This window comes from Candidatus Cytomitobacter indipagum, assembly GCF_008189285.1.
Classification (GTDB): domain Bacteria; phylum Pseudomonadota; class Alphaproteobacteria; order CAJXXZ01; family 1604HC; genus Cytomitobacter; species Cytomitobacter indipagum.
Genome location: NZ_CP043315.1, coordinates 106917 through 120546, shown reverse-complemented (window position 1 = coordinate 120546; position 13630 = coordinate 106917). Strand labels below are relative to the sequence as shown.

The 13630-nt window shown below is 32.2% G+C and carries 9 protein-coding genes and 1 pseudogene; all 10 read right to left on the bottom strand.

Going from position 1 to position 13630, the window contains the following annotated elements; translation table 11 throughout:
* Positions 1–208: 208 nt before the first annotated feature.
* Positions 209–739, bottom strand: coding sequence for a hypothetical protein (locus tag FZC35_RS00525; protein ID WP_148980717.1), 531 nt, complete (start codon positions 737–739; stop codon positions 209–211).
* Between the two features lie 630 nt (positions 740–1369).
* On the bottom strand, positions 1370–2308 hold the full coding sequence (locus FZC35_RS00520; RefSeq protein WP_148980716.1) for a hypothetical protein: 939 nt from the start codon (positions 2306–2308) through the stop codon (positions 1370–1372).
* 73 nt (positions 2309–2381) lie between these two features.
* Positions 2382–6452, bottom strand: a complete 4071-nt coding sequence (gene rpoC / locus FZC35_RS02980) for a DNA-directed RNA polymerase subunit beta' (RefSeq protein WP_407078986.1) — start codon at positions 6450–6452, stop codon at positions 2382–2384.
* A gap of 15 nt (positions 6453–6467) precedes the next feature.
* Positions 6468–10505, bottom strand: a pseudogene (gene rpoB, locus FZC35_RS02975) (DNA-directed RNA polymerase subunit beta); the annotation flags it as partial.
* An 84-nt stretch (positions 10506–10589) separates the two neighbouring features.
* Complete coding sequence (gene rplL, locus FZC35_RS00510) at positions 10590–10958, bottom strand: 50S ribosomal protein L7/L12 (protein ID WP_148980714.1); 369 nt, start codon at positions 10956–10958, stop codon at positions 10590–10592.
* A 4-nt stretch (positions 10959–10962) separates the two neighbouring features.
* Positions 10963–11442: a 50S ribosomal protein L10 gene (gene rplJ, locus FZC35_RS00505; protein WP_148980713.1), complete on the bottom strand. Its 480-nt coding sequence runs from the start codon at positions 11440–11442 to the stop codon at positions 10963–10965.
* The gene (gene rplA / locus FZC35_RS00500; RefSeq protein ID WP_172618980.1) at positions 11435–12112 is read right to left on the bottom strand and encodes a 50S ribosomal protein L1; all 678 of its coding nucleotides are present in this window, start codon (positions 12110–12112) and stop codon (positions 11435–11437) included. Before rplA ends, rplJ begins: the two co-directional genes overlap by 8 nt.
* A 44-nt stretch (positions 12113–12156) precedes the next feature.
* Positions 12157–12615, bottom strand: coding sequence for an uL11 family ribosomal protein (locus tag FZC35_RS00495; protein WP_148981144.1), 459 nt, complete (start codon positions 12613–12615; stop codon positions 12157–12159).
* 80 nt (positions 12616–12695) lie between these two features.
* Positions 12696–13439 carry a transcription termination/antitermination protein NusG gene (nusG, locus tag FZC35_RS00490; protein WP_148980711.1) on the bottom strand — a complete coding sequence of 248 codons (744 nt, stop codon included), beginning with the start codon at positions 13437–13439 and terminating at the stop codon, positions 12696–12698.
* A complete protein-coding gene (gene secE / locus FZC35_RS02970; RefSeq protein WP_148980710.1) occupies positions 13432–13626 on the bottom strand; it encodes a preprotein translocase subunit SecE in 195 nt (64 codons plus the stop codon). The genes nusG and secE overlap by 8 nt, the downstream gene beginning before the upstream one ends.
* Positions 13627–13630 lie beyond the last annotated feature (4 nt).

The window sequence follows — 13630 nt, the reverse complement described above, 5'->3', positions numbered from 1 at the left end:
ACTGTTTTATTTTGACTGTTTTATTTTGACTGTTTTGTGAAATATTTAAAAAACAATGTTAATTTAAATATTTCTTATATGCACAAATTGTAGTTTTAATTTCTAAAAAACCTTTCTGTATATTTATAGCTTATCTAGCCAATTAAAATTATTGATTTTTTTTGATTTTTGCAAATAAGATTGATTTTTATATCACTTCCTACTGAATTTATATTTCTTTCTTATATTTCTTACTTTTTGAACAATAATCATAAATAATTGCCAATCCATTTTTGAATAAATTTATTTGCATGTGATTTGCAGGTTTGTTTTTCACCAATACTTGATATATAATTTTGTCGATTTCTTTAGAAGATTCCATCAAAATTGCTCTTATTCTTATCCATTTTTTCCAAATTTTTTGATGATTCTTAGAAAATTCTTTTTTGCCTTTTGATTCATTTGATAAAGTAGATAATAAAGATGATGTTTTTCTTGATGCGCAATCTGTAGTTCCTATTGCTTTGTAAGCTAGCTCTTCATAGAATTTAGCAGCTTCATATTCTTCTTCAGATATCTTTTTTAAAGAATACATTGATGACAACATGCTTATTGGCATATTAAAATCATTAAGCCCAAATTCTTCTTTGCGTTTAATAATTTCATAAGTTGGGCCAAAAGAGCAAGGAGGCTTAGCTGGCCTTCCACGAACAGCTACAGGTCTGCTAACATATCTTTTTTTTGCAACTGCTAATCCCATATCACACACCCCATAATTTCATGATACAACAAACAAAACAGATATCTCAACAAAAAAATAACAACCTTATTATAAATATGAAAAATATGAACCTTGTTTGCCTTATTTTATACAAATTTAATATTTGCCTAATTTGCTATTTGGAATCTTAATTGATTATTCTAACTTTTAAACTACACTTAATCATTTCATACTAAAATAAATATTTTCTTCTTGATAAGAATTAATTATTTAAAAATTATCGCTTAATTTTATTTGCTAATTAACTGCAAATTAAATGCTTCAAAGCTATAAAATCTCTATTTAGTTAAATTATTTCTAAGCAATAATTGAAAAATTGTTGATTTAAACTCTAAAAAATTAGAAAATTTAATTGTTATTTTATGCAAATTTGATTGCATTTGCCAATATTCTAATCATAACTTTTGTTAAAAAAATATAGATTATTTGCAGATCAAATTATTTGCAGCTCAATTTTTATTTCAGAAAATGAAAATGCATTTAAAGCACATTGGAAATTTAATCATAAGAAGCTTAATCTTATTTTTATACAAATAAGCATGCAATCTTTAATGAGCTTAAGGGCAGCTCCAATTGATTTATAGTTTTATAAATTATTAGAAATCTTAACTATTTGACTAATTTAGCAGAATCTTCTTCTAATAATCCATCTTTATTGTATCTTTTGACACCTATATCTTTACTTGCCTTGGTAATTTGCTCGTTTATTTTCTTTATTATTAATCTTGATTTCAAAGCTTCTTTTATATCTTTCATTTCAGGTTTTTTTGCATCTTCTGATTTAGAAATCAAAAACACACCATAATTTCCACTCAATTTAGAATCTTGACCAAATTGCTCAACAACTACAGAGCCAATTTTAGCAGAATTAACGGCAGCAGCAACATTTTTACCATACTCTTTGGTGATTTCCATTTCAACCATAGAAAATGCGCCTTTATTGCTATCAAACGGAACAATAGAATGCTCTTTGCCAAAAACAATAAATGAATCTTCAATAGATTTTGATTTATTTCTTCCTTCGATTGCCTTCACTATGCTATCCGCTTTAGATTTTGTTTTTACAATAATCATTCTTCCTGAATATTGCTTAACGTTCTTAAATTCTTTCATTAAATTATCATATGCATTTTGATATTCAGCCTCAGAAAATGATGCGTTTTTTGCATATCTGCTTTTTTCATACTGAATCATCAAATTTTTCTTAGCTTCTTCAAGATCATTAATGAAATCTTTGTTTGAACTGTAATCTTTCTCTTTTGCAATAAAATGCAAAACAGAGTCTTTAATCATAGATTCTTTCGTAGCAGAGAAAATCTCAGCAAAAACCTTAGGATTCTTTTGAGCTAATTCTACAAATTGAGATGGCTGCACACCTCTAGATTGCAACATTTTTAAAATATTTTTAAAAACTTCTTCATAAGTAATCTTAACTATTTTGCCTGTTTTATGACCAACTTCAGCAACAATTTTAGTTTGGTTATTTTGCACTTCAGCAAAAATAAAATTAGCAGCTAATAAAAATAAATAAGGTTTCTTTAAAAACATTCATCCTCCTATAGATAAGGACATCATACTATAAATCTTGTTTATAAACAATTAATTTCTTGTCTATAAACAATTAATTGCACAGGAACTCCTTTTGCAATTTTTCTTTCTTAGAGATCTCTTCTCTTCTGGTGAATGCTCCAGTTCCAGCAGGAATCAATGATCCAACCATAATACTTTCATTAATACCAACAATCCAATCTATTTCATTAAACAAAGCAGCATTTGTCAGAACTCTTGCTGTATCTTGGAATGAAGCAGCAGACAAGAAAGAGCTTCCAGATGAGGTAGATATTTTTGTAATACCTTGAAGCACTCTTCTGAATTTAATTCTTTCTTCTTTGCTTTCTTTAAGCATTTTATTAAGAGTATTAATTTTCTTAATATCCATAATATCACCTGTCAAGAAAGTGCTGGATGCTGGATCTATAATCTCAGCTTGACTCAACATTCGTCTTAAAACAACTTCAATATGCTTGTTATTAATAGTAATACCTTGCATTCTATATACTTGTTGAACCTCTTCTATGAAGTTATTTGCCATATCTTCAATTCCAAGAATTCTTAACATATCATGATGAGAGGCATTTCCATCAACTATTATTTGACCTTTCTTTACGAACTCTCCATCTTGCACAACAATATATCTATCTTTAGCAGAAACATACTCTTGCTCGTGCCCATCACTAGATGTAACAATAATTTTCTTCTTGGATCTGTAATCTTTTCCAAAACTTACCTTACCATCAGTTTCGCTTAAAATCGCAATTGATTTAGGGTTTCTAGCTTCAAACAATTCTTCAATTCTAGGCAAACCACCCACAATATCTCTTGTTTTCATTGCACCTTGACTTCGAGCGGCAATAATTTCTCCAGCCTCAACAAATTCTCCATTTTTAACCAAAATCACATCATTGATAGAAAGACCATAATAGTTTTCCTTATCACTACCCTCAATTTCAATCTTCAAAGCAGGTTGTAGATTTGCCTTTTTAGAAACAATGCTCCAATCACTTATTATGTAATTACTTGAACCAGTGGATTCATCAACGGAACTCTTAAGAGAAATCCCTTCTACTAAATCTTGATACACGACATGACCAGAAACCTCAGACAAGATAGGAATATTATGCAAATCCCATTCAGCAATTCTGGATCCAGCGCTAACTTTATCCTTGTCTCCAAAGAATAACTTAGCACCATAAGGAACATTATAAGTAAATGTTTTCTTATCAGTTTTAATCTTCAATTCGTTGTTTCTACTCATAACAATGTAATGATCGCTCTTGCGAATAGTTTTAATTTCATCAGCAATTACCACACCATCTACATTTGAATCAATAAATGAATCATCAGAAATGTTTTGAGCAGCTCCTCCAAAGTGAAAGGTACGCATAGTTAGCTGAGTTCCTGGCTCACCAATAGATTGAGCAGCAACAACTCCAACAGATTCACCATCTTGAACAGTGTCAGATTTAGACAAATCATAACCGTAACATTTTACACAAACTGTGCTATCTATATTTTCACAAGACACTGGAGATCTTACTATTATTTCTTCTATATCTGATTTATCAATTTCTTCGGCAATATCTTTAGTGATTATATCCCCAACATTTAATGAAGTTTCTTTTCCATCTACTACGAATGAAACAGGTTCAGTCAAAACTCTTCCATAAACTTTTTCTCCCAAAGAAACTATTATTCTTCCAGATTGAGAAACAGATTTCATAGTAATTCCATCTTCTGTACCACAATCTTCATGCTGAACAACACAATCTTGAGAAACACCAACTAATCTTCTAGTCAAATAACCAGAGTTAGCTGTTTTTAACGCCATATCAACAAGTCCTTTTCTTCCACCCTCTGAAGCGTACAAGAATTCAGGCACTGTTAAACCCTCTTTAAAACTATTTTTAATAGGATCTTCCTGAATAGATCCGTCTGACCTAGAAATCAAACCTCTCATACCAGAAATTTGCCTAATTTGCATATCAGAACCTCTAGCTCCAGAATCAGACATCATATATACAGAGTTCATTCTTCCATCTTTTATAGCAGACATTCTATTCATCATAAGCTCAGCTACAGAATCAGAGCATTTAGACCATGCGGTTGTAACTTTGTTATGTCTTTCCTCATTAGTGATAATACCTTCCATATACTGTTGGTGATATTCATCAATCAACTTATCTGTTTTTGCAATTAATTCATGCTTTTCTTCTGGAACAATTAAATCATCCTTACCAAAAGAAGCTCCAGATATTGTTGCATACAAGAACCCTAGACCCATAAGTTGATCCAAGAATTTAACAGCCACATCTTTTTCACAATGATCGTAAACAGCTTCAACAAGTTCCGCAATATTTCCGGTATTCAAAGCTCTATTGATCATAGCAAATTCAATTCTATGATGCTTTGGAGTAATTTCATAAACTTTCATACGACCCAAAGTTGTTGTGACAACTCTAGATTCATGCTCATCACCTATTTCAATTATAATAGGAGTGCTTATTTTAATTTTTCCATTTTCCATTGCATGTTCAGCTTCTGCTATATCTCTAACAATAATTTTAGCCTCAGTTTCAAACATCAATGTAAGATAATAAAGACCCAAAACCATATCTTTTGAAGGTTTAACAATCGCTTTACCGTTTGAAGGGTTTAACAAGCAATTAGTAGACATCATCAAAACTCTAGCTTCGATTTGCGCCTCAATAGATAGAGGTATATGTATAGCCATTTGATCTCCATCAAAGTCAGCATTGTAAGCTGTGCACACCAATGGATGCAATCTAATCGCTTTACCATCCACTAATACAGGGTTGAAAGCTTGAATACCTAATCTATGCAATGTAGGAGCTCTATTCAAAAGAACAGGGTGATCTTTAATGCATTCATCTAGAACATCCCACACTTCAGGTCTCTTATGCTCAACCATTGTTTTTGCTATTTTATATGTAGCAGCAAACCCTCTTAATTCTAATCTAGAAATCACAAAAGGCTTAAATAACTCAAGAGCCATTTCCTTAGGAACACCACATTGGTCTAACTTCAATTCAGGACCAACAACAATCACAGAACGACCTGAATAGTCAACTCTTTTACCAAGAAGATTTTGTCTAAACATACCTCTTTTACCCTTCAAAGAGTAAGCAAGTGATTTGTATTGTCTCTTGCTATTTGCATGAGTAATTGGTCTACTTTTTCTTTCATTATCAAACAATGCATCAATAGATTCTTGCAGCATTCGAATCTCATTACGCAAAATAACCATAGGAGCGCTCAAAGAAATCAATCTCTTTAATCTATTGTTTCTGTTTATCACCCTTCTCATCAAATCATTAATATCTGATGAGGCAAATCTTCCACCTTCAAGAGTAACTAATGGTCTCAACTCAGGAGGAAGAACAGGAAGGACTCTCATTATGCAAAGCTCAGGTCTTGTGCCAGAATTTCTAAATCCTTCAAGAATCTTCAACTTTCTAATCAAGTTCTTTCTTTTTGTATCATTAGGGTTTCCATCTAATTCTTTATTAATAGAAACAACTTCTTCTTCAAGATCTATTTCTTTCAAAAGTCTTTCTAATGCAACTGCTCCAGTATCAGCTTCAAATCCTTCATCTTCATATTCTTCTAGAACTGATTCATACTCTACTTCACTAAACAAAGTTCCTTTTTCATAAGGAGAAGTTGCAGGCTCTATAACAATATACTTTTCGAAATTCAAAATTGATTCTAAATCTCTAGCAGATAAGTCAAGCATTATACCAATTCTGCTTGGAAGAGATTTTGCGAACCACATATGAGCAACAGGAGCAGCCAAATTAATATGACCCATTCTCTCTCTTCTTACTTTAGATAAAGTAACTTCAACTCCACATTTTTCACAAACTACGCCTTTGTATTTGAATTTCTTATATTTTCCACACAAGCATTCATAATCTTTAATCGGCCCGAAAATTCTTGCTGAGAACAAACCGTCAGAATCTGGTTTCAAAGTTCTATAATGAATAGTTTCAGCTTTAGTTACTTCACCATAAGACCACTTATATATATCTTCAGGGCTAGCAATAGAAATTTGCAAAGCATCTAAATGACTCAAATTGCTTAAATCTTGCTCTACAAGATTTTCATCAATCAATGACAAACATTTTACATTTAGACACAAAGATCTCAAAGAATACAACAATACACGGAATGATTCTGGCACACCATGTTGATCGAATACGTTATAACCTTGGCTTATAGCTTGGAAAACTTCCATACGACCTATTGGGTCATCTGACTTTGCATTCAAACATTCTCTGATTGTATAAGCAGCTCCATAACCTTGAAGAGCCCATACCTCCATTTCTCCAAATCTTTGACCACCTAAGTTAGATTTACCACCTAGAGGTTGCTGTGTTATCAAACTGTAAGGACCAACAGAACGAGCATGTATTTTTTCATCAACAAAGTGATGCAACTGCATAATATACATGATTCCAACAGTAACTTTTTGATCAAACGGAATACCAGTTTGACCATCATATAACACTTCTTGTCCAGAAGAATCGCATCCTGCTAACTCAAGCATTTCACCAATTTTTTCAGGGCTAGCTCCATCAAATGCAGGGCAACTAAATGGAATACCATCTGTCAAATTAGCAGCAAATTTAGAAATTTCATCATCAGTTTTTGATTTTATCTCTATATTATCTTCATATACTTTATCTATAAGTTCTCGAAGTTCTTCTAAAGGTTTGATTCCATCTTTAACATCTGAAAGCATTTCTTTTATTTTTTTACCTAAATTAAAAGACGCCCATCCTAAATGAGTTTCTAAAATTTGACCAAGATTCATACGAGAAGAAATACCCAAAGAACTGAATATCAAATCAACTGGCTCTCCATTAGATGTATAAGGCATGTCTTCAAGGTTTAATACCCTTGCTACAACTCCTTTGTTACCATGTCTACCAGCAATTTTATCTCCAGGCTGTAGTTTTCTTTCTACAGCCAAGAATACTTGAACAGTAACCATAACACCTGAAGACAAATCATCTCCAGCAGAAATTTTCTTCTCTTCTCTTGAAAACTTTCTTGATATGCTTTCAATTTTAGAAGTATATGATTTCAAAAGCTCGTCAGCTTCTTTTGGCAACCCTTTTACAGATTTAGAAAATATATTCAAATCTTTTGTTTCAGATATTTGAGCAAAAATACTAGAATCAATTATAATTCCAGGTTTAAACTCATCAATTTTTCTACTTAATGTTTGGCCAACTATAAACTCTGACAGTTTTCCAGCAAAGCTTTTTCTTAAAATTCCAATTTCAATATTCTTTTTATCTTGCAAATTCTTTAGAAGCTCATGCTCAATAACAAGAGCTCTTTCATTCTTTTCCATTCCCTTTCTTGTGAAAACACGAACATCTACAACTGTTCCAGAAAATCCAGGAGGCACTCTCAAAGAACTATCTTTAACATCGGAAGCTCTATCACCAAAAATTGCTCTTAGCAATCTTTCGTCTGCACTAGCAGGGCCTTCAGCTTTTGGAGTAACTCTTCCAACAAGAACATCTCCAGCTTTTACTTTAGCTCCAATATTAACAATTCCACTTTCATCCAGATTCATTAAAAATTCTTCGCTAATTCTAGGAATATCTCTTGTGATTTGCTCTACACCTTGTTTAATTTCACGCGCAGAAATTTCATATTTCTCAAGATGTATAGATGAAAAATCATTAACTAATTTAGAAGAGATAAGAACAGCGTCTTCATAGTTTCCACCTTTCCATGAAAGAAAGGCAATCTTAACATTTTTTCCAAGAGAAAGCTCTCCATTATGAATGGAAGATCCTTCTGCAATCATTTCATCTTCTGCAATCATTTGACCAACAAATACAGTAGGCTTTTGATTAATGCATGTTCCATCATTTGTTTTTTCGAATTTTCTTAAATTGTATACATCAATATCATATCCATCAACTTTAACCATGATAGAAGTTGAGTCTACTCTAACAACTTCTCCAGCTCTTTTAGAATACAAAGCAACTGCAGATCTATGAATAATTGATCTTTCAACACCAGTACCAATCAATGGAGCATCAGGCTCTATCAAAGGAACTGCCTGACGTTGCATATTTGCACCCATCAAAGCTCTTCCAGCATCATTGTGATCAACAAAAGGAATTAATGATGAGGCTACAGAAATAATCTGCTTAGGAGACACATCTATGTATTGAATGTCTTTAGGTTCTGAAATAATATAATCATGATTGTATCTACATTTCACAGCAGAGGATGTGATGTTTCCATCATCATCTATTATATCTGGATCAGCATGTGCAATTACATACATCTTATCTTCAGAAGCTGAGAAATAAACTATATCAGATTGAACTTTTCCATCAACAACAGGATGATAAGGCGTCTCAATAAAACCAAATTTATTAATTTTACTAAAAATAGATAATGAGTTAATCAATCCAATATTTTGACCCTCAGGAGTCTCTACAGGGCAAATTCTTCCATAATGAGTTGCATGCAAACCTCTGGCTTCCAAAACTGATCTTTCTCTACTAATACCACCTGGACCAAAAGCAGACAAACGTCTCTTGTGACTTATTTCTGACAATGGATTTGTTTGATCCATAAATTGAGAAAATTGAGAAGTGCAGAAGAAATCTCTAACAGCACCAGTAAAAGATTTTGAATGGGCGATCAAATCAGATGGCATAACTGATTCTATATCTAATCCACTCATCTTATCTTTAACAGATTTCAAGAATCTTCCCATTGCCATTCTGCATTGATTTTCTACTAATTCACCAACAGATCTAACTCTTCTAAATTCCAAGCTATCTATATCATCTACAGGCTCTAATCCTTTTTTAAGCCTAATCAGAGCTTTTAATGTTTCTAAAATATCATCTTGAGTTAATGTCATGCACTCTAAAGAGCTATTCAAATTCAATCTTTGATTTAGCTTTAATCTTCCGACTTGAGATAAATTGTAATAATCAGGATCTGAAAATAATGATCTATATAACGAGCGAACAACATCTATTTTGACTCTTTCTCCCGGTCTCATAGCATTATAAATTACTACCATAGCTTCAATACGATTATTATATGAATATGCATTCAACGAATCTAAAATATAAGGAGCATTATGATATCCATCAATAATTATTCCATCAAATGAAGTTATGTTATTTTCTATTAATTCTTCATGAGAAGGAATTGTAGCACTTTTTAGCTCACCAACAATATCATCACATAAAAATATGTCTTTAATATCATTTTTCTCAACGAAGAAATCATTTTTTATTTTTCCTAATTTAGAGGCCAAGCTTTTATTAATCAATTCCCCTTCTTTTAGAACAACTTCTCTTGTTTCTTCGTTAAAAATAGTAAAGTCTAATTTAGATCCAGTCAGTTTCTTAAAATCTATATTAAATTTTAACCCATCTTCCAAAACTTCAAACTTAACAGTATCGTAAAATTCTCTTAAAATTTGACTTTTTGACATTCCTTCTTTGGACAAGTCTTCATTTCCACAAGACATCAAAAGAGCAGAAAGAGGTATTTTTCTATTTTTATCAATTCTTATATAAAGCAAGTTACTAGAGTCAAATTCTATATCCATCCAAGATCCTCTATAAGGTATAATTCTTGCAATATGTATATCGTGAGAAGGTCCTGTTGTTCCTGTCTTTTTCTCAATATCTAAAAATACACCTGGAGATCTATGCATTTGAGAAACAACAACTCTCTCAGTTCCGTTAACAATAAATGTTCCTGCATCGGTCATAAAAGGCAAATCGCCAATATATACACTTTGCTCTCTAATATCTTTGACTGATGTTTTTCCAGACTCATCTGTTTCGCTAACAACAAGTCTCAATAAAATGCTAATAACGCCGCTATATGTAAGGCCTTTTCTTTTGCATTCTAAAGAGCTAAAAATTGGCTCTGCAACATCATATCCACAAAATTCTAATCGCAAATGACCCGACATTCCAACAATAGGGAAAAATTCCTTTAAAACAAGTTGAAGCCCCTTATCTTTTCTTTTTTCAGGCAAAACATTTGCTTGCAAAAATTCATCATAAGAATCCCTTTGCAATCTGATTAAATCGTTTACTAACAAACAACTCTCATCAGTTTTTGCAAAAGATTTACGAATAAAATCCTTATAAAATGACATATGAACACAACCCCTTTAAATATTGAAAATACTAACCAATGAATGGCTTAAAATTTGCTAAAATTAAATAATAAACTTAAGTTATTATTTTAATTCTATTTTAAGACCAGCTTCTTCCAAAGCTTTCTTATGACCAGCAGAAGCATCTTTGTCGAATCTTCCTTCTAATGATCCACCGCTCTCAACTAATTCTTTAGCTTCTCTCAAGCCAAGCCCAGTGATAGCTCTTACAGCTTTAATGCATGCAACTTTATTAGCTCCATCATTCATACTAACAACAACTACTTCGAAATCAGATTTCTCTTCTTCTTTCTCAGAACTGTCAGCAGCAGGAGCTGCAGAAGCAGCCGCAGATACTCCCCACTTCTCTTCTGCATCTTTTACTAATTGCAAAAGCTCAGAAACAGGCATATTGCTTATTGTTTCTAAAATATCATTTTTTATATTATTCATCTTATTAATTTCCTTCTTCTTTTTCAGCAATGAGATTTAACACTCTTGCAAAACTAGCCATAGGAGCCTGAAGAACTCCCAATAGCAAAGATCTCAATCCATCTACAGAACCAATGGAAGACATCCTTTTAATCATAGATTTATCACAAAGAGACTTTTCAACCAAGCCACCTCTAGAAACGAATCTACCTTTATATTCTTTCTCATATCTAGCTAAAACATGAGCTGCATTTAAAGGGTCTCCAGACCCAAAACACAAAACACTAGTTTTTTCTAACATAGGTTGAATTTGATCATTTAAAGCTCTCTTTGCAAGAGTATTTTTAACAAATTTAACATTTATGTCAGAATAAGTAGCGTCAAGTCTAATTTTAAACAATTCTTCAGAACTAACATTTCCACATCCGTAAACGTAAATATAAGAAACATTTTCAATTTCTTTAGATAATTCTGATACAAATAATTCTTTTTTAGCTCTATTCATTTGTTACTCCTGATTTCAATGATTTTTTATCCAACATAAAAGAGCTGCTACCCATTGTAGAAGATAAAAAGACCCTTTTAACAAATAAAGACTTAACTGAAGGCGCTTTTGACAACACGTCATCAAATAATGCATTGAAATTCAAAATCAAATCTTCATCTGAAAAACTAATTCTTCCTATGCCAGCATATATGTTTCCTTGCGCATCAGCTTTGTAAACAACTTTACCTTTTTTAAAAGATAATACTAGATTAACTATATCATTGCTAACAGTTCCAGATTTAGGGCTAGGCATAAGCTTTTTAGGTCCCAAAATCTTACTAATCTTAGCAAGCATGATCATAGCATCTGGGCTAGCCAAACACACATCACAGCTAATTTCTCCACTTTTAAATCTATCAACTAAATCTTCAGCTCCAACATAGTCAGCTCCAGCTTTTTTAATTTCATCAAATTTGTCAGAATCAGCACAAAAAACTGCAACAACAACTTTTTTTCCAGTTCCAGCAGGCATATCCACTGACCCTCTAATGCTAACTTGATCCTTAGATGAACCTATGTTAATTTCACATCCGAAATCTAGTGTTTCATCAAATTTTCTTTTTTTGCTTTCTCGTATGAGCTTTATAGCAGATAAAACATCATAAACTTCTCGTTCGTTTTTAGACACAAAACACCAAAACCTTTCAAAAATCCATAGTACACTGTATTCGCTTATTCCACAATATCTATATTCATAGATCTTGCAGAACCAGCGATAATTTTAACAGCGCCTTCAATAGACAACGTATTTAAATCACTAAATTTAAACTCAGCTATTTCAACTAAGTCCTTGTGTGTGACAGATCCAGCATGTTTGTCTCTTCCAGCTTTGGATCCACCTTTTTCAATTCCAGCTTTTTGTTTTATCAAATCACTAGCGGTCATTTTTAAAACTTTGAATGAAACTTCTCCGCCATCAAAAATAAAAATATCCACTGGAAATTTAATTCCAGCTGGAGATCCTTGAGTTGCAGCATTGAAATCCTTACAAAATTGCATCAAATTCTTAACCTTATGTTGACTTAACGCAGGACCAACTGGAGGGGCAGGACTAGCCTTTCCCCCCTCTAAATGCAGTCTTACGACAGCTTTAGGAGCTTTCTTAAAAGACACAAAAGCATCTTTTTTCATTTTCAATAAATTCTTTGAATAATCAACTTCATCTGAATTTTTTTGCTCCACTATGCTTTTTAAAACATCTGTTTTAATGCTCATTTATTCACCTTTCTTATATCAGAAAAACCAAGTTTAACAGAAACGCCTCTTCCAAATACAGGCAAAACAACCTTCAACTGGCCTTCATTTTTCTCATCTATTTCTTCTATATATCCGTTGTGACCTTTAAATGTTCCATCACAAACACAAATATGGTCTCCTACAGAATATGACTGTTTTTGACCAAAATTGCAATCTTCCTTTTCTTTGATTCTTAGTTTCTCTATTTCATCTTCTGATACAGGATGATCTAAAACACTAACCCTAACATCTATATCCGCCGCAGCCTTCATAATATATGCAGGACTTGTTGTTTTTATGAATATATATCCAGGACTCATGCATTCTTTTACAGTTTTTTTAACTTGATCTTTCCAAACAGTAGATTCAGTTTTAGGCAAAAGAATTTCATTAATTCCTTCGTTATTTATAGAATATTCAATAAATTTTTGCTCAATACCGATTTCTCTTCTGGATGGAATGTTAACTGCATACCAGTTACTACGCGCATCATCATCGATATCTTTTTTAGCATAGACAATATCCATTTCTCTAGAAGCCAATTTATAAAATTCTTCATATGTTGATTGACTTGCAAAGCTAGCAATAAAAATTCCATCTTCTAAATTGCAATCAGAAATTAAATCGCTATGAGAGGCTATAAAATCCTTAAACTTATTCTCGAATCCATCGGCTATTTTAATCCTGTATTCAACTCTATTGTTATCAATTTTATGCATTATTCAACACCCATCCTATTATATTTGAAAATATAAAATCAATTCCAAAAAAAATAATTGAGCAAACTGTTGAAAATATAATAACTAATTTAAGAGAGCTTAAAACAACAGCTTTGCTGGGCCATCTAAGATGCCTCCACTCTGATTTAATACTGTTGGTGAAACTTCTAATCTTAGAAAAAATCATAGAA

What these genes read in the sequence shown, in the direction of transcription:
- FZC35_RS00525 (WP_148980717.1), bottom strand. Translation starts at nt 739, where the DNA reads ATGGGATTAGCAGTTGCAAAAAAAAGATATGTTAGCAGACCTGTAGCT.
- FZC35_RS00520 (WP_148980716.1), bottom strand. Translation starts at nt 2,308, where the DNA reads ATGTTTTTAAAGAAACCTTATTTATTTTTATTAGCTGCTAATTTTATT.
- rplL (WP_148980714.1), bottom strand. Translation starts at nt 10,958, where the DNA reads ATGAATAATATAAAAAATGATATTTTAGAAACAATAAGCAATATGCCT.
- rplJ (WP_148980713.1), bottom strand. Translation starts at nt 11,442, where the DNA reads ATGAATAGAGCTAAAAAAGAATTATTTGTATCAGAATTATCTAAAGAA.
- FZC35_RS00495 (WP_148981144.1), bottom strand. Translation starts at nt 12,615, where the DNA reads ATGAAAAAAGATGCTTTTGTGTCTTTTAAGAAAGCTCCTAAAGCTGTC.
- nusG (WP_148980711.1), bottom strand. Translation starts at nt 13,439, where the DNA reads ATGCATAAAATTGATAACAATAGAGTTGAATACAGGATTAAAATAGCC.
- secE (WP_148980710.1), bottom strand. Translation starts at nt 13,626, where the DNA reads ATGATTTTTTCTAAGATTAGAAGTTTCACCAACAGTATTAAATCAGAG.